This is a genomic window from Micrococcus sp. (assembly GCF_034179925.1).
Classification (GTDB): domain Bacteria; phylum Actinomycetota; class Actinomycetes; order Actinomycetales; family Micrococcaceae; genus Micrococcus.
The window spans coordinates 49,296-64,619 of the sequence record NZ_JAXFPG010000047.1 but is presented as its reverse complement, the minus strand read 5'-3'; the positions used below and the strand labels follow the sequence as shown (position 1 = coordinate 64,619).

14 protein-coding genes are annotated in these 15,324 nt (G+C 73.0%); 4 read left to right on the top strand and 10 right to left on the bottom strand.

Annotated features, from left to right (window positions below; genetic code table 11):
• Positions 1-70 precede the first annotated feature (70 nt).
• From SPI96_RS09575 to SPI96_RS09565, 3 genes are all read right to left on the bottom strand, one after another.
• A complete protein-coding gene (locus SPI96_RS09575; protein ID WP_321082139.1) occupies positions 71-1,246 on the bottom strand; it encodes a YihY/virulence factor BrkB family protein in 1,176 nt (391 codons plus the stop codon).
• A 110-nt stretch (positions 1,247-1,356) separates the two neighbouring features.
• The gene (locus tag SPI96_RS09570) at positions 1,357-2,778 is read right to left on the bottom strand and encodes an L-serine ammonia-lyase (protein ID WP_321082138.1); all 1,422 of its coding nucleotides are present in this window, start codon (positions 2,776-2,778) and stop codon (positions 1,357-1,359) included.
• A gap of 126 nt (positions 2,779-2,904) precedes the next feature.
• Complete coding sequence (locus SPI96_RS09565; RefSeq protein WP_321082137.1) at positions 2,905-3,801, bottom strand: NUDIX hydrolase; 897 nt, start codon at positions 3,799-3,801, stop codon at positions 2,905-2,907.
• A 144-nt stretch (positions 3,802-3,945) separates the two neighbouring features.
• Between SPI96_RS09565 and SPI96_RS09560 the strand changes: the two genes are divergently transcribed.
• Genes SPI96_RS09560 through SPI96_RS09550 form a run of 3 tightly spaced genes read left to right on the top strand, consistent with a single transcriptional unit; the run spans position 3,946 to position 7,156 of the window.
• On the top strand, positions 3,946-4,728 hold the full coding sequence (locus SPI96_RS09560; protein ID WP_321082136.1) for an electron transfer flavoprotein subunit beta/FixA family protein: 783 nt from the start codon (positions 3,946-3,948) through the stop codon (positions 4,726-4,728).
• A gap of 29 nt (positions 4,729-4,757) precedes the next feature.
• Positions 4,758-5,753, top strand: coding sequence for an electron transfer flavoprotein subunit alpha/FixB family protein (locus tag SPI96_RS09555; RefSeq protein WP_321082135.1), 996 nt, complete (start codon positions 4,758-4,760; stop codon positions 5,751-5,753).
• Positions 5,754-5,791: 38 nt separating this feature from the next.
• Entirely contained in the window at positions 5,792-7,156 is a 1,365-nt protein-coding gene (locus SPI96_RS09550; RefSeq protein ID WP_321082134.1) for a cytochrome b/b6 domain-containing protein, read from the top strand.
• Positions 7,157-7,306: 150 nt separating this feature from the next.
• Here SPI96_RS09550 and SPI96_RS09545 read toward each other — a convergent pair whose 3' ends face one another.
• The 6 genes from SPI96_RS09545 to SPI96_RS09520 all read right to left on the bottom strand — a co-directional run bounded on the left by SPI96_RS09545 (position 7,307) and on the right by SPI96_RS09520 (position 13,469).
• Positions 7,307-7,756 (bottom strand): hypothetical protein, encoded by a 450-nt coding sequence (locus tag SPI96_RS09545; protein ID WP_321082133.1) that lies wholly within the window; start codon positions 7,754-7,756, stop codon positions 7,307-7,309.
• A 135-nt stretch (positions 7,757-7,891) separates the two neighbouring features.
• Positions 7,892-8,875: a hypothetical protein gene (locus SPI96_RS09540; protein WP_321082132.1), complete on the bottom strand. Its 984-nt coding sequence runs from the start codon at positions 8,873-8,875 to the stop codon at positions 7,892-7,894.
• A 34-nt stretch (positions 8,876-8,909) separates the two neighbouring features.
• The gene (locus SPI96_RS09535) at positions 8,910-10,052 is read right to left on the bottom strand and encodes an enoyl-CoA hydratase/isomerase family protein (protein ID WP_321082131.1); all 1,143 of its coding nucleotides are present in this window, start codon (positions 10,050-10,052) and stop codon (positions 8,910-8,912) included.
• Positions 10,053-10,182: 130 nt separating this feature from the next.
• Positions 10,183-11,004 carry an enoyl-CoA hydratase-related protein gene (locus SPI96_RS09530; protein WP_321082130.1) on the bottom strand — a complete coding sequence of 274 codons (822 nt, stop codon included), beginning with the start codon at positions 11,002-11,004 and terminating at the stop codon, positions 10,183-10,185.
• Positions 11,005-11,007: 3 nt separating this feature from the next.
• A complete protein-coding gene (gene mmsB, locus SPI96_RS09525; protein ID WP_321082129.1) occupies positions 11,008-11,922 on the bottom strand; it encodes a 3-hydroxyisobutyrate dehydrogenase in 915 nt (304 codons plus the stop codon).
• 38 nt (positions 11,923-11,960) lie between these two features.
• Complete coding sequence (locus tag SPI96_RS09520; protein ID WP_321082128.1) at positions 11,961-13,469, bottom strand: CoA-acylating methylmalonate-semialdehyde dehydrogenase; 1,509 nt, start codon at positions 13,467-13,469, stop codon at positions 11,961-11,963.
• 116 nt (positions 13,470-13,585) lie between these two features.
• On the opposite strand from SPI96_RS09520, the gene SPI96_RS09515 reads away from it, so the two are divergent.
• On the top strand, positions 13,586-14,383 hold the full coding sequence (locus tag SPI96_RS09515) for an SDR family NAD(P)-dependent oxidoreductase (protein ID WP_321082127.1): 798 nt from the start codon (positions 13,586-13,588) through the stop codon (positions 14,381-14,383).
• An 81-nt stretch (positions 14,384-14,464) separates the two neighbouring features.
• Here the strand turns inward: SPI96_RS09515 and SPI96_RS09510 are convergent, their stop codons facing one another.
• Positions 14,465-15,313: a hypothetical protein gene (locus SPI96_RS09510; protein ID WP_321082126.1), complete on the bottom strand. Its 849-nt coding sequence runs from the start codon at positions 15,311-15,313 to the stop codon at positions 14,465-14,467.
• Positions 15,314-15,324 lie beyond the last annotated feature (11 nt).

The following is a 15,324-nucleotide window of genomic DNA, read 5'->3' as shown; positions in this document are numbered from 1 at the left end:
GGCCTCGTCGTCGGCCGGACCGTCCTCCGGCGTGCCGGCCGCGCCGGGTCAGTGCCGGATCATCGCCGGGTCAAGAACGCGCACGCTCGCCGGCGGCGTGGGAGCCGCCGTCGCGCTCCTCAGAGCCGCGCCCGGCGATCGCCTCGGCCCCGGAGGGCTCATGCGTGGCGCGCAGCTCATAGCCCTTCTGCTCGAGCTCCTCCTGCTTCTCCACCTTCTTCACGAGGGCGTCCACGTCCTTCGGGGGCAGGCGCACGGCCTCCTCGGAGCGCATGCCCGCGGCCAGCTGCTTGGCGCGCTCCACCTCGGCGTCGATCTCGATGCCCAGCAGCAGCACGATGTTGAAGATCCACAGCACGAACAGCAGCGCCATCACACCGCCGATGGCACCGTAGGAGCTGTACCCGGCGAAGTTCGACAGGTACACGGACAGCACCAGAGCGGCGACTACGAGGCCCACCAGGGCGAACACATTGCCCGGACCGAACACGTGCACCTTGGGCTTCTTCACGTTCGGGGTCAGGAAGTACAGGGCCGCGATCATCAGCAGCATCAGCGCGATGACGAACGGCCACTTCACCCAGTCCCAGATCGGCAGGAACGTGCCGGAGAGGAAGTCCACCACGCCGACCAGGCCCAGCGGCTCGGCGATGGGGGCCAGGAAGCCGTCCACGAGGGAACGGTTCAGGGCGATGGAGATGAGCACCACCACGACGCCCACGAGCAGCAGCACGGTGGTGGCCAGGTTGTTGAGGGTCACCCGGACGAAGCCGCGGCCCTCCTCGTAGCCGTAGACCTTGTTCACGGAGCGGCTGAACGCCCGCACATAGGCGGAGGCGGACCAGATGGCCGTGAGGATACCGATGATCGCCGCGATGAAGCCGCCGCCGGAGGCCGCCTGGTCCATCAGGGTGTTCACCACGTCCGTGACGACGCCCTGATAGTCCGAGGGCACGTTCGCGGCCAGCTGGACGACCAGGTCGTCCACCGTGCCGCGGTTGTTGGCCAGCAGCAGGGTGAGCAGGGAGAACACCGCCAGCAGGGCCGGGGCCAGGGAGAGGACCATGAAGTAGGTGAGCTTCGCGGCGAGGTCCGTGCCGCCGTCGTTGCCGAACTCCTTGAACGCCCGGGTCAGGGCGTACTTCCAGCCGGAGCCGTCCAGCTTCACGCCCTCGAGGCGGCGCGTGCGCTCCTCGGGGTCGATCCGGGCGGCCTCCAGGGTGGCGTCCACGGGATGAATGCGCACGGTGGTCCTCTCGAGTGATGGGCAGGCGCGGTGCCGCCCAATCTAGCCCACGGCCCCGGACCCCGTCCCGTGGTGCCGGGCGTGGGGCGCGCTCCCGGCGGGCGCCCCGGTCAGCACTCGATGACGTTCACGGCAAGGCCGCCGCGGGAGGTCTCCTTGTACTTGGACTTCATGTCCGCCCCGGTCTCGCGCATCGTCTGGATCGCCTGGTCCAGGGTGACGCGGTGGTCGCCGTCGCCCACGAGAGCCAGACGGGCCGCGTTGATCGCCTTCACCGAGGCGATCGCGTTGCGCTCGATGCACGGCACCTGCACGAGCCCGCCCACCGGGTCGCAGGTGAGGCCCAGGTTGTGCTCGATGCCGATCTCCGCGGCGTTCTCCACCTGCAGGGGAGTGCCCCCCAGCACGGCGCACAGGGCGCCGGCGGCCATCGAGCACGCCGAGCCCACCTCCCCCTGGCAGCCCACCTCGGCCCCGGAGATCGAGGCGTTGCGCTTGTACAGGATGCCGATGGCCGCCGCCGTGAAGAGGAAATCCAAGACCGTGGCCCGCCGCTGCTGCTCCGACGCGTCCGGGCCCAGCACGAACCTGTCCACGTAGTGGAGCACCGCGGGGATGATCCCGGCGGCACCGTTGGTGGGGGCGGTGACGATGCGCCCGAAGGAGGCGTTCTCCTCGTTCACGGCCAGGGCGAAGAGGTTGACCCACTCCATCGCCCACATCGGGTCCTTGCCCTCTTCGTCAACGCCCTTCTGCTGCAGCTGGGCGTACAGCCCGGGGGCGCGCCGCTTGACCTTCAGCCCGCCCGGCAGGATCGGCTCGGTGCGGTGCAGGCCGTTGTGCACGCACTCCTGCATCACGTCCCAGATCTCCAGCACCTTGGCCTCCACCTCGGCCAGGTCCCCGCGGGCGGCCTCGTTCGCGCGCATCACATCCGCGATGGACTTGCCGTGGATCTCGCACTGGGCCACGAGCTCGGCCCCCGTGGAGAACGGGTGCGGCTCCGGCTCCTCACCGTGGCGGGCGATCTCCCGGGTCTGGTCCAGTTCGGCCTCGAGCTCCTCGGCGGTCACCACGAACCCGCCGCCCACGGAGTAGTAGTCCCGGGTGGTCAGGACGCCGCCGTCGGCGTCGAACGCGGTCAGGCGCATGCCGTTCGGGTGCCCCGGCAGGGACCTGCGCATGTGCAGGATGAGGTCCTTGGGGCGGTCGAAGGGGATCTCGCGCATGCCGGCCAGGGGGAGCACACGGTCGGCCACGCAGGCCGAGACGACGGGCGCGGCGGCCTCCGGGTCGATGGTCTCCGGGTCGTGGCCCGCCAGGCCCAGGATCAGGGCCATGTCCGAGCCGTGCCCCACCCCGGTGGCGGAGAGGGAACCGAACAGCTCCCCCTTGACGCGGGCGACCGCCTCCAGGGTTCCCTCCTGCTCGAGGGCGTGGGTGAAGCGGCGGGCGGCACGCATAGGGCCCACCGTGTGCGAGGAGGAGGGGCCGATGCCGATCGAGAAGAGGTCCAGGGTGCTCAGGGCCATGGGGTCTCGCTTTCTTCCGCGCGTGCCAGCCGGGCGCCGGGGCGCGCCGTCGCGTCGGGGGATCGAGTGCTGCGTCCCAGCGTAGGGCCGGCCAGCCCACCTGTCAGCGGGGCGGCCGGCACCGGGTCAGAGGATGTTGTCCGGGGTCTGGGCCACCTGCGCCCGGGCGCGGAACCTCTCCAGGTCCGCCAGGTACTCCTCGGCGTGGGCGAACCCGGCCGCACGCTCGGCCGGGCTCGCCCCCGCCGCCACCTGGACCACCGGCACCGGCCCGGCCGCCTCGGCGCCGGCGAGCGCGGAGGCCACATCCGGGGCGCCGTGCAGCGCGCGCAGCTGCGCCCAGGTGGGGGCCATCAGGTGCACCAGCCCGCGCCGGAAGTCCGCGAGCAGCCGGCGCGGGGCCGCCCAACCGTGTGCGGCGGCCTCCGCGCTGAGCCGGTGCGGGGACTGCCCGTGCGGCAGGCGGGCCAGGAAGAACACGGTGTCGTACCGGCGGGAGGCACCCACGGGCGTGATCCACCGGGAGACGGCCCGCAGCCCGGAGACGTCCGCGTGGAGCCCGTGCACGGCCAGCAGGTCCGCGAAGGAGGTCTCATGCCGCTCCACCGCACCCCGGTGCCGCCCCAGACGGGCCGCCGCGGCGGCGTCCACAGCGGTGCCGTCCGAGCCCCGCGCCAGCAGCACCCCGGTCTCCTCGAACACCTCCCGCACCGCCGCGGCCAGCAGACGGCCGGCGACGTCGGCCGGGGCCTGCCCCGGGCAGGCCTCCACCGGGCGCTCGGCCAGGCGCAGGCGCCGGGCCCAGGCGGACAGGTCCGGGCCGGCGTCGTGGGGGCCGTGCAGGGGCAGGCCCGCGTCCGTGGGGTCCACGCCCCCGCCGGGGAAGGCGGTGGCGTCCGCACTGAAGTCCATCGTGGAGGCGCGCCGCACATGGAACACCTCGGGCCCGTCCGGCGCGTCCCGCAGGAGCAGCACGGAGGCCGCGGGCCGGGCCGGCGGTGCGGCGAGTGCAGGGGTGCTCATGGGGTGAGGCTAGTGGAGCGGGCGGCCGGCCGGGAGGGCCTCACGGTGCGAGCGCACAGGCACGGACGGTAGCCTCGGAGTGCATGGCCTGCCGTGGCCGACACCCTCAGGGACCCGGCGGGCGACCCGAGGAGGAGTCGAGCGTTGAAGATCGTCGTTCTGGCCAAGCAGGTCCCCGACACGTGGCAGACCCGCACTCTGGACATGGACACCGGCATGGTGGTCCGGGACGGAGCGGCTGAGCCGGTCCCCGACGAGATCAGCGAACGGGTCATGGAGGTGGCCCTGGCCCACCGCGACGCCGGCGCCGAGGCTGAGATCGTGGCCCTCACCATGGGCCCGGAGGACGCCACCAAGACCCTGCGCAAGCTGCTGGCCATGGGTGCGGACTCCGCCGTGCACGTGACGGACGCCGCCCTGGCCGGCTCGGACGCCGTGCAGACCGCCCGGGTGCTCGCCGCCGCCCTCGACCGCGTCGGCGCGGACCTGGTGCTCGCCGGCGGCCTCTCCACCGACGGTGCCACCGGCGTGGTCCCGGCGATGGTCGCCGAGCTGCTGGACCGCCCCATCCTGCCCTCCGTGGAGGCACTGGAGATCACCGAGGCCGAGGTGCGCGGCGTCGTCGTGACCGATCACGCCCGGCTGACGGCGGCGGCCCCGCTGCCCGCCGTGGCCACGCTGACCGACCGCACCCCCGAACCGCGCTTCCCGAACTTCAAGAACATCATGGCAGCGAAGAAGAAGACCATCGAGACGCTCTCCCTCGCGGACCTCGGCCTCACCGCCGGCCCCGTGGAGGCCGACCGCCGCTGCGTGATGGTCTCCGCCGCGGCCCGCCCCGAACGCCAGGCCGGCCCGAAGGTCGTGGATGACGGCACCGCCGCCGAACAGCTGGTGGCGTTCCTCGCCGAGCGCCGCCTCGTCTGAAGACTCGACCGCGACCCACAGGAGACGTCATGACCGACACCCCGAATACCCCTGTCCTGGTGCTGGCCGAGCTGACCGACGCCGGCACCCTCCGCCCGGCTGTGGCCGAGGCCCTCGGCGCCGCAAGCCTCGTGGGCGTGCCCCACGCCGTGCTCGTCACCGGCTCCGACACCGACCCCGCACCCCTGGTGGCCCGCCTCGGGGAGCTCGGCGCCGTCGCCGTGCACACCGCCCGCACCGCCGAGGCCGGCACCGTGATGGGCTCGGCCGAGGTGGCTGCACTCGCCGCCGCCGTCGACGCCACCCACCCCTACGCCGTGATCCTGCCGAACTCCCCCGAGTCCCGCGCCGTGGCCGGCCGCCTGGCCGTGCGCGCCCGGGGGGCCGTGAGCGCCGACGCCGTGGGCCTGGCCTGGCGGGACGGCGAGGTGGTGGTGCGCCACTCGGTGTTCGGCGGCGACCTGGAGACCGAGGCCACCGTGGAGGGCGGGCCGAACATCGTGACCCTGCGCCAGGGCTCCGTGGACGAGCGCGCCGCCGCCGTGGCCGCACCGCAGACGCACCCACTGGAGACCGCCGACCGCCCGGTGACCGCCGGAGCCCGGATCCTGGACTCCCAGCCGGTCGAGGCCGCCACCGACCGCCCAGCCCTGCGCACCGCGAAGACCGTGGTGGCCGGCGGCCGCGGAGTGGGGGCCGAGGGCTTCGCCACCCTCGTGGAGCCGCTCGCCGACGCCCTCGGCGGGGCTGTGGGAGCCACCCGTGTGGCCGTGGACGACGGCTTCACCACCGCGGACCGCCAGGTGGGCCAGACCGGGGTGGTCGTGGCCCCGGACCTGTACATCGCCCTGGGCATCTCCGGGGCCATCCAGCACGTGTGCGGGATGAAGACGTCCAAGACCATCGTGGCGGTGGACTCCAACGAGGACGCCGAGATCTTCGATCACGCCGACTTCGGCATTGTCGGAGACGTGGCCGCCGTGGTCCCGCAGATCCTGGAGCAGCTCGCCGCCCGCCGCGGCTGAGCCCTCCGCCGCGCCCGTCCTGGAAGGGGACTGAGTCCATGCCGCAGCGCATGCAGGGGTACACCGAGTTCCGCGGCACGCCCTGGCCGCCCGTGACCACAACGACGCCGGAGCCCGCCGCCGCGGGCAGCCCGCCCGAGCCGGTGGTCGCCGATGCGCCGGATATGGCTGCCGCGCCGGACATCGCTGCCGCGCCGGCGGCCCCGGGCCGCCGCATGGCCGGCTACACCCCGTTCCGGGGCACCCCCTGGCCTCCGGCCGTGCCGGCCACCGCTGAGGTGACTGCCGCCGATGTGGCTGCCACTGCGGCCACCGGGGAGGCCTCGGCCTCCCCCGCTGCCGCGCCGGCCGAGGCCACCCGGCCCCGCCCCACGCAGGCACCGTCCTCGTCGGCACCGTCCTCGTCGGCGCCGTCCTCGTCGGCGCCGTCCGCGCCGGAACCCTCCACGTCCGACCGCGCCCGCGAGGGCCGCTCCCTCCCGGCCCGCTCCTTCCCGGCCCTGTCCGGTCGGCGAGGCATCGCGCTCGGGGTGGGGGCCGCCGTCGTCGTGGCCCTGTTTGCCGTGCTCGGTGCCCGCTGGCTGATCACCGTGCCGGCCGTCGCGGACTTCGTGGCCCGCTACCCCGGGGTGCCCGAGCACGCGGCGAGCACACCCGTCGGGGTGCCGTGGTGGCTGGCCGCGCAGCACTTCCTCAATGCGTTCCTGCTCGTGCTGGTCATCCGCACCGGCGTGCAGATCCGGCACGAGGCCCGGCCACCCGCGACCTTCACCCCCAGGAAGCCGGGCCTGTTCGCCCCCCGTGGCAGCACGGGCAGGCCGTTCTCCCTGACCATCTGGATCCACCAGGTGCTGGACGTGCTGTGGGTGCTCAACGGCCTGGTGTACGTGGTGCTCACCCTGACCACCGGCCACTGGCGCCGACTCATCCCCACAGACCCGGACACCCCCCTGCACATGGTCTCCACGGCCCTGCAGTACGCCACGCTCGACTGGCCCGCCCACGACGGCTGGCTGCACTACAACGCGCTGCAGATGGTGTCCTATGCGGGCGTGGTGTTCGTGCTGGCGCCGCTGGCCGCGCTCACCGGCTACCGCATGTCCAGCTGGTGGCCGGCCGAGAACGCCGCCCTCTCCCGGGCGTTCCCCATGGCGCTGGCCCGCCGGGTGCACTTCCCGGTGATGCTGCTGTTCATCGTGTTCGTGGTGATCCATGTGGGGCTCGTGCTGTTCTCCGGCGTGCTGCGGAACCTCAACGCGATGTTCCTGGCCCGGCAGGCCGCGGACTGGTGGGGCCTGGTGGCGTTCCTGGTGGCTGTGGCCGTCACGGCGGCCGCCTGGCTGCTGCTCAAGCCCGCGGTCATCTCCCCGCTGGCCGAGCGGTTCGGCCGCGTGGGGCGCTGAGCCGGCCCTGCTGAGCCGGGCCCCGCTGAGCCGGGCCCTGCCCTCGCCCCGTTCCGGATCTGCTGCGAAAACGACCCTTCTGAGGCGGTGAGAGCCGCTCAGAAGGGTCGTTTCCGCAGCGGATCTGTCAGCGTTCCCGCAGCGGACCCGTCAGCCCCGAGGCCGATCCGCCCGGCCCAGGGGCACGGGGTCGGGCCGCGGCTGGGGCTCGGGGGTCGTCGTCGCGGCCAGGATGCCGTGCGAGGCCGAGGCCAGCCCGACGCCGATCATCCCCGCCGCCAGGGACCGCGCTGAGCCCTCCGGCAGGAGGCCCACGAGGACCCCCGGAAGTATGCCGGTGCCGAGCAGTACCACCAGCAGCCACGCCGTGGCACCTGTGCCCGTGTAGAAGGGACGGCGGCGAGCCTCCTCCTGATCCACCCGGTGGTGCACTCCCCGCAGGGCCAGAAGGACGCCGAGCACGGCGGCGGCCATCATGCCGAGGCCCCAGACCAGGCCCAGCTGGTCGCGCAGCCCCGAGACGACGCCGGCCACCCCCACGAGCGCGGAGGCCGCCCCGATCCGCCACCGCCAGAAACGCATCATTGCTGTCTCCTTCATGTGCCCATCCTCTCCTGCCGAGCACGGGAATGGCCCGCCCGGATCTGCTGCAGAAACGACCCTTCTGAGGCGGTGAGAGCCGCTCAGAAGGGTCGTTTCTGCAGCGGATGTGTCAGCGTCCCCGGAGCGGACCCGTCAGCCCCGAGGCCGATCCGCCGCCCGGAAGCTGATCTGCGCCTGGATCGAGGGGCGGCCCACCTGCGGCTCCCCGGTGGCCACGTCCAGCCCCACCAGGTCCACCTCCACGATCCGCAGGCTCCGCCCGGCGTGCCGCACACGGGTCAGGGCCACCTGCTCACCCAGGCCCGGGCGAGTGAAGGCCACCTCCACCGCCTGCACCTCGTAGTCCTGCCGGTCCGGCAGAGCGGCCTGCGCGGCCAGCACCGCCCGCATCGTTTGGATGCCGCCGTGCGTCATGGCGCCGGCATTGTCCAGGCGCGGCTCCGGGCGAAAGCGCAGGGAGGGCGCGGCGGTCTGCTGCACCACCGGGCGCTCACCCGGCCGGGGGACGGGCACCGACTCCGGCACCACGGCCGTGAGCGCCGCCATCGAGGCCCGCTCCTCGTCCTCCAAGGGCAGGGCCGCCGTCGCCACGAACGTCTCCGCCCCGTCCGCCGAGCGGTCCGGCACGGACTGGAACCAGCCGGTGGCCTCCACGTACACCGTGCCGTCGTCGCCCACGAGACGGCCCCGGGCCACACCGCCGAGGGCGTCGTGCATCAGGGGGACCCCCCGCATCCGCAACCGCGGGCGGTCCGCCGGATCCTCGGGGTCGAACGCGGGCAGGGGGCGGAGCACGTTCACCTGCAGCTGCGTGGTCACCACGGAGCGGATCTGCTCGCGGGCCGCCCAGTGCAGGGTGACCGCGGTGAGGTTGTCCACCGCCACGGTGGCGGCCGCTCCCGTGGGCCGGCCGTCCAGGTCCTGCACCCACGGGCCCAGCTCCCAGTCGCCCGGGTGCAGCGCCCCGTCCGGCAGCACCTCCACCTGCGGCACCCTCCGCAGGCCTGCGAGCTGCTCCGGGTGGCCCAGTGGCAGGCGGCGTGGGCCGGTCATGGTGGGATCGCCGTCGGCGGCGGTCTCGTGGGCGGGCAGGACGGCGGCGGGGTTCTCGGGCACGACCCCGAGGGTACCCGGGCGCGGGGCCACGGGCTCAGCCCAGCCGCAGGGGACCGTCCGGGGCGGGGGCGAAGTGTGCGGCGACGTCCTCGGCGGTCACGTCCTCCACCCGGGCGGGGCTCCACTGCGGGCTGCGGTCCTTGTCCACGAGCTGCGCCCGGATGCCCTCGGGCATGTCGTGGCCGCGCACCATGTGGGCGGCCACGTCGAACTCCTGCTCCAGGCCCAGCCGGGCACCCTCACGGCGGCCGGCCTCACCCGTGCGTGCCTCGAGCCGGCGCAGCGCCTCGAGGGTCACGGCCACCGAGGTGGGGGACTTCGCCCGCAGGGTCTCGGCGGTGGTGCGGGCGTGCTCGCGGGCGGCCTCGTCCTCATGCTCGGCGGCGACGGCCTCCAGGGCGGCGATCACCTCGGCGGCGGTGTCGTGCCCGTAGGCCTGTTCGAGCCAGGCTGCGGCGGTCAGCAGGGGGGCCTCACCCGGGTCCTGGGCGTGCCGGGCCAGCACCGCGTCCACAGCGTCGGCCGTCTCCTGCCCGGCGTCCGCGTCCCGGAGGGCGGCGCGCAGGTCCGCCAGGACGGCGTCGAGGGAGCCGGAGGGCACCAGCACGTCCGCGAACCCGAGGGCCACGGCGTCGGCACCGGTCGCGAACTCCGAGGTGAGGCCCAGGTGCCGGCCCAGGCGGTGCGGTGCGCGGGCCAGCAGCCAGGACCCGCCGACGTCGGGCGTGAAGCCGATGCCGGTCTCCGGCATGCCCAGGCGGGTGCGCTCGGTGGCCACCCGGTGCGTGCCGTGCGCCGAGACGCCCACCCCGCCGCCGAGCACGAACCCGTCCATGAACGCCACGTACGGCTTGGGGAACACGGAGATCAGGTGGTTCATCCGGTACTCGTCCCGGAAGTACTCCATCGCCTCCTCGGGGTGGCCGGCCACGATCCTCTGCCGCAGGGACACCACGTCCCCGCCGGCGCACAGCCCGCGCTCCCCTGCCCCGCGCACGACGACGGCCCGCACCGCATCGTCCTGCGCCCAGTCTTCGAGGCGCTCGCGGATCGCCACGACCATGCCGTGGGAGAGCGCGTTGAGGGCGTGAGGGCGGTTCAGGGTGAGCAGTGCGACGCCGTCGGCGGTCTCGACGAGGATCTCGTCGGCGGAGGCGGGCTGGGGGGTGTCGGTCATGGTGGGGCTCCTGGGGTGGGGGCGTCGTCGTCGGTGTGGGGTCTCCAGTTTCTCGAACGGGAAGGGGCCGGAGACCTCCTGTTTCTCGAACGGAAGTGCCTGGGGGAGCTCCCGTCTCTCGAACGGGAGTTCAGCGGTGGGTCCACACGGGGCGGCGCTTCTCAGCGAACGCGGCCATGCCCTCGGCCTGGTCCTCCGAGGAGAACAGTCCGTGGAAGATCCGGCGCTCGAACACCAGCCCCTGGGTGAGCGGGGTCTCGAACGCGGCGAGCACCGCCTCCTTGTTCATCTGCGCGGCCGGCTTGGAGAACCCGGCGATCGTGGCGGCGACCTCCTCGGCCACGGCCACCGCCTCCTCATCCTCCACGAGCCGGGAGACCAGACCCATGCGCTCGGCCTCCTCAGCCCCGACCCTCCGGCCGGTGAGCACCATGTCCATGGCCTTGGCCTTGCCCACCGAACGGGTCAGCCGCTGGGAGCCACCCATGCCGGGCATCACGCCCAGGGTGATCTCCGGCTGGCCGAACTGTGCCGACCGGGCGGCGATCAGCACGTCCGCCATCATCGCCAGCTCGCAGCCGCCGCCCAGGGCGTAGCCCTGCACGCACGCCACGATCGGGGTGCGCAGGCGGGTGAGATCCTCCCAGCGGCGGAACCAGTCCGCAGCGTACATCTCGGCTGCGGACTTGTCCTTCATCTCCTTGATGTCGGCGCCGGCGGCGAAGGCCTTCTCGGAGCCCAGCAGCAGGATCGCGCCGACCTCCGGGTCCGCGTCGAAGGCGACGGCGGCCCCCACCACCGCGTCCATGGTCGCCGCGTTCAGCGCGTTCAGCGCCTTCGGCCGGTTCAGCCGGATGCGGCCCACCCGGCCGTCCTGCTCCACGATCACGGGGGAGTCGGGGTCGGCCTGGGGCTCGGGGTCGGTCTGCGGTGCGGCGGGCTGCTCGGCCATGGTTCAGTGCTCCTTCTCGGCGGCGCGGATGGTCTCGATGATCCCGGAGAAGTCTCGGCCTGCGCCCTCGCCGGCCGCGTACTCCGCGTAGATCGCCTGGGCGGCGCGGCCCAGGCCTCCCTCAACACCCTGGCTGTCCAGGGCCTGCAGGGCAAGGGTGAGGTCCTTGAGCATCAGGGCCCCGGCGAACCCGGGCTGGAAACCCCGGTTCGCGGGGGAGCCGGGCACCGGCCCGGGCACGGGGCAGTTGGTGGTCAGCGCCCAGCACTGGCCGGAGGCCTCGCTCATCACGTCGTACAGCGCCTGGTGCTCCAGGCCTAGCCGCTCGCCGAGCACGAACGCCTCCGCCACCGCGATCTGCGTGATGCCCAGCACCATGTTGTTGCACACCTTCGCGGCCTGGCCCAGGCCCGGCCCGCCGCAGTGCACGATCCGCCGGCCCATCACCTCCAGCAGCGGGAGGACCTCGGCGAACACCTCGTCCGAGGCGCCCACCATGAACGCGAGTGTGCCGGCCTCGGCCCCCACCACCCCGCCGGAGACGGGGGCGTCCGCGGCCCGCATGCCCGCCTGCTCAGCCATCGCGGCCGCCTCCCGGGCCTGGGCGACGTCGATCGTGGAGCAGTCCAGGAACACCGTGCCCGGGCGGGCGGCAGCCAGCAGGCCGGGGGCGCTCCCGTCGGCCGGGCCCCGGTAGACCTCGTGCACGAGCGCCCCGTTGGGCAGCATCGTGAGCACCACGTCCGCCTCCGCGGCGGCCGCGACGGTGTCCGCGACGACCTCCACGCCGGCGGTGCGGGCGGCCTCCAGGGCGGCGGGCACGACGTCGAAGCCCAGCACGCGGTGCCCCGCGGCCACGAGGTTGGCGGCCATGGGGCCGCCCATGTGGCCCAGGCCGAGGAACAGGACGGTGGTCATGGTGTTCTCCTCCGAGTCGAGCGGTGGGGTGCCGGCGGTCAGGAGCCGGCGGGCATCACGAAGCTGGCGCCCTCGCGCACGCCCGAGGGCCAGCGCGTGGTGACGGTCTTGGTCTTGGTGTAGAAGCGAAAGCCGTCCGGGCCGTGCTGGTTGAGATCCCCGAACCCGGAGGCCTTCCAGCCGCCGAACGTGTAGTAGGCGATCGGCACCGGGATCGGCACGTTGACGCCGACCATGCCCACGTCCACCCGGGTGGCGAAGTCCCGGGCGGCGTCGCCGTCGCGCGTGAACACGGCCACGCCGTTGCCGAACTCGTGCTCGCTGGGCAGGGCCAGGGCCTCCTCGTAGTCCTTCGCGCGGACCACGCAGAGCACGGGACCGAAGATCTCCTCGCGGTGGATGCGCATGCCCGGGGTGACGCGGTCGAAGAGGGTGGCTCCCACGTAGAAGCCGTCCTCGTGGTCGGGCACCTGCACACCCCGGCCGTCCACGACGAGCTCAGCGCCCTCGTCCACGCCGACCTGGATCAGCTCCTCGATCCGCGCCCTGGCCTGCGCGGAGACCACCGGGCCGAAGTCCGAGGACTCCTCGAGCGAGGGCCCCACGGTCAGGGCCTGGATGCGCTCGCGCAGCAGGGCCACGAGCCGGTCTGCGGTCTCCTCGCCCACGGGCACGGCCACGGAGATCGCCATGCAGCGCTCGCCCGCGGAGCCGAAGGCGGCCCCGACCAGGGCGTCCGCGGCCATCTCGAGGTCCGCATCCGGGAGGATCACGGCGTGGTTCTTGGCTCCGCCGAAGCACTGGGCGCGCTTGCCGCGCCGGGCGGCGTGCTCGTAGATGGACTGGGCGATCGGCGTCGAGCCCACGAAGCCCACGGCCTGCACGCGCGGGTCGTCGATGAGCGCGTCCACGGCGGACTTGTCCCCGTGAACCACGTTGAGGGTACCGGCGGGCATGCCGGCCTCGAGGGCCAGCTCGGCCAGGCGCACGGGCACGGAGGGGTCCCGCTCGGAGGGCTTGAGCACGAACGTGTTGCCGGCGGCCAGGGCGATGCCGGCCTTCCACAGCGGGATCATCGCCGGGAAGTTGAACGGGGTGATGCCTGCGACGACGCCGAGCGGCTGGCGCAGGCTGTGCACGTCGATGCCGGTGCCGGCGTCGGAGGAGAACTCCCCCTTGAGCAGGTGGGGGGCGCCGGCGGCGAACTCCACCACCTCCACGCCGCGCTGAATGTCCCCCTTCGCGTCCGGGAAGGTCTTGCCGTGCTCCTTCGAGAGCGTCCGGGCGAGCTCGTCGGCGTGCTCGTTGATCAGGTCCACCCAGCGCAGGAGGATCCGGGCCCGCCGCTGCGGATTCAGGGCGGACCAGGTGCCGAAGGCGCGCTCGGCGGAGTCGACGGCGGCACGCACCTCGTCCTCGGAGGCCAGGGCCACCCGGGCCTGGACGCGTCCGGTGGAGGGGTCGAAGACGTCGCTGGTGCGGGGCTCGGGGGCGGTGGTGCGGGCGCCGTCGATGAAGTGGGGGATCACGGGGTGGTCGGTGGTCATGGCGGACTCCTCAGGGGGATGTGATCTGGTTCACTCACGAGGTAATCTAGGGCCGGAATCTAGGACATGCAACTATCAGCCTCGGGAGGATCCCCGGAGGCGGAGAGGGCGGAACCATGGCGAAGAACAGCCGTCAGGGCCTCCAGCTGCAGGGCACCAGTGCGATCATCACCGGAGGGGCCTCCGGCTTGGGGCACGCCACCGCGCGCCGCCTCGCCGAGGCGGGTGCCGCCGTCGTGGTGGTGGACCTGCCGGACCGCGAGGGCGAGAGCCTCCGCGCCGACGCCGTCGCCGCGCTGGGGGAGCGGGCCCGGTTCGTCCCCGGGGACGTGACCTCCGAGCAGACCGCGGCCGACGCCGTCGCCGCCGCCTGCGAGGCCGGGCCGCTGCGTGTGCTCGTCAACTGCGCCGGCGTGGCCACCCCCGGCAAGCTCGTCGGCCGGGACGGCCCGCTGCCTGCGGACGCGCTGATGAGGGTCCTGTCCATCAACGTGGGCGGCACCGTGGTGTTCATGGGCCACGCCGCAGCCGCCATGAAGGAGCAGGAACTCTGGGGCGAGGACCGCGGCGTGATCGTCAACACCGCCTCCGTGGCCGCCTTCGACGGGCAGATCGGGCAGATCGCCTACTCCGCCTCCAAGGGGGCCGTGCACTCCCTGACGCTGCCGGCCGCACGTGAGCTCGCCGCCTCCCAGATCCGCGTGGTGACGATCGCCCCCGGGCTTATGGAGACCCCCATGATGGCCGGGCTGCCCGAGACCGCCCGGCAGTCCCTGGCCACCAAGACCCCGCACCCGGCCCGCCTGGGCCGGCCCGAGGACTACGCCCTGCTCGTGGAGCAGATCCTCGCCAACCCGTTCCTCAACGGGGAGACCATCCGCCTCGACGGCGCCGTCCGCCTCGAGCCGCGCTGAATCAGGCGGCGGCTGGCGCGGGTTGGGACATCCTCCCCTGGGAGGATGTCCCGCCGTCGTTGGAGCCAGACGGAGGAGTGCTCATGAAGAGGTCGGTCGGCGGCGGATCCTCCGCAAGGAGGCGAAGGAATCCAGGTCTGCACGGAAGCGGTCCAGCGTGCCAAGGGTGTAGAGGCCGTCGATGGCTCCCGTGTCGTATAGGTCATAGATGCGCCTGAGGTCAGACATGCGTCCCTTCCAGCCGATTCCGTCCACGACAGCGAGGGCGACTTGGTGGCCGGTGCGGGCGTCAGCCAGTTCCTCGATCTCCCGGACGGCGTCCGTCAGCTTGGAGCCCGTGGAATCGAACCCCTTGGCAGCCACGGCGATGACGCAGTCTGGGCCCGCTGCAGGGATGGCGAGATCGGCCGGTGCGGTCTTCCCGTGGCGCCCCGCCATGCGAGTGCGGGGAACGTAGGGAAGCAATAGGTCGGTGGCAATGGCCTCCAGCATGTCCTCCACCTTGCGCCCTGATGCCCCTGCATTGGTGGCGGTCGCCCTCGTTCCCGCGCGGGCGACGAGGAGGTCGCCGAACGAGTACTGCTGATTCCGTTGAACACGCAGTAGCCGGAGGAGGTCGAAGTCCTCGTCAAGACGCTGGACGAACGAGGAAGGATGTTCTCTGGCGGCCTTGGCCCAGCTGGCCGTGCCGAACCAATCCCGGAGCTGATTCTTAAGCTTCTCCCGACTCAGTCCCACTGCGAGCGCGAGAACGAAGGAGTCCGACGGGTGTTCAGACACCCAGGCAAAAAGTGTGGATTCGTCGATCTGATCTAGCGCCTCCAAAGACGCGACCGCACGCTGGATCTCCACCGCATCTTCCGTCGACGCCGTGGGGTCGATCGCCGCCGTGAGGCGACCGAGCGACGCTGTGTACTCCTCGAAGGTCATTTTCCCCATGC

Excerpts from the sequence above, each read along its gene's own strand:
- mmsB (WP_321082129.1), bottom strand. The coding sequence starts at position 11,922 with ATGACCACCGTCCTGTTCCTCGGCCTGGGCCACATGGGCGGCCCCATG.
- SPI96_RS09565 (WP_321082137.1), bottom strand. The coding sequence starts at position 3,801 with ATGAGCACCCCTGCACTCGCCGCACCGCCGGCCCGGCCCGCGGCCTCC.
- SPI96_RS09535 (WP_321082131.1), bottom strand. The coding sequence starts at position 10,052 with ATGACCGACACCCCCCAGCCCGCCTCCGCCGACGAGATCCTCGTCGAG.
- SPI96_RS09510 (WP_321082126.1), bottom strand. The coding sequence starts at position 15,313 with ATGACCTTCGAGGAGTACACAGCGTCGCTCGGTCGCCTCACGGCGGCG.
- SPI96_RS09570 (WP_321082138.1), bottom strand. The coding sequence starts at position 2,778 with ATGGCCCTGAGCACCCTGGACCTCTTCTCGATCGGCATCGGCCCCTCC.
- SPI96_RS09515 (WP_321082127.1), top strand. The coding sequence starts at position 13,586 with ATGGCGAAGAACAGCCGTCAGGGCCTCCAGCTGCAGGGCACCAGTGCG.
- SPI96_RS09555 (WP_321082135.1), top strand. The coding sequence starts at position 4,758 with ATGACCGACACCCCGAATACCCCTGTCCTGGTGCTGGCCGAGCTGACC.
- SPI96_RS09530 (WP_321082130.1), bottom strand. The coding sequence starts at position 11,004 with ATGGCCGAGCAGCCCGCCGCACCGCAGACCGACCCCGAGCCCCAGGCC.
- SPI96_RS09545 (WP_321082133.1), bottom strand. The coding sequence starts at position 7,756 with ATGAAGGAGACAGCAATGATGCGTTTCTGGCGGTGGCGGATCGGGGCG.
- SPI96_RS09520 (WP_321082128.1), bottom strand. The coding sequence starts at position 13,469 with ATGACCACCGACCACCCCGTGATCCCCCACTTCATCGACGGCGCCCGC.
- SPI96_RS09550 (WP_321082134.1), top strand. The coding sequence starts at position 5,792 with ATGCCGCAGCGCATGCAGGGGTACACCGAGTTCCGCGGCACGCCCTGG.